Origin of the sequence: Staphylococcus sp. EG-SA-15 (assembly GCF_017151895.1) — a bacterium.
Classification (GTDB): domain Bacteria; phylum Bacillota; class Bacilli; order Staphylococcales; family Staphylococcaceae; genus Staphylococcus; species Staphylococcus aureus.
In genome coordinates this window covers 1-440 of record NZ_JACVZN010000083.1, presented here as the reverse complement: position 1 = coordinate 440, position 440 = coordinate 1, and the positions used below count along the sequence as shown (strand labels likewise).

Below are 440 nucleotides of genomic sequence, written 5' to 3'. Positions count from 1 at the left end.
ACGTAGTGATATGTATTAAATAGTTCTACATCTACACCTAATAAGCAATTTATAATGCCTTTTTCGGTTTTCCACTCTTTAAATAAATGGACTTTATGATAATTAAATGCTTCTAGCGTTTCAAAAGGTTTAAGAAATAGTTTCCAATAACTTTTATATTTATTATAAAGCGGTCTATTAGAGGTTCTATAACAATTCATTACATGAACTCTAGACATATTTAACGCTCGATTTAAAGATTGGACAATATGAAAACGATCAATAATAATCTTCGCGTTAGGAAATAATTGTTTGATTAGTGACATATATGGTTCATACATATCAATCGTTACTGTTTTGACTTTTTGTCTGAGTTTTAAAGAATAGCGATAAAAATGATCTTTTAGCGATTTTAACTTACGATCCGCTACCACATCTACGATGCGGTGCGATACAGCATC

General features: G+C 30.0%; 1 protein-coding gene. It reads right to left on the bottom strand.

Annotated elements, in window-relative coordinates:
* The coding region (locus IDG64_RS14425) for a transposase (protein ID WP_206171362.1) at positions 1-440 on the bottom strand (440 nt) is incomplete at both ends.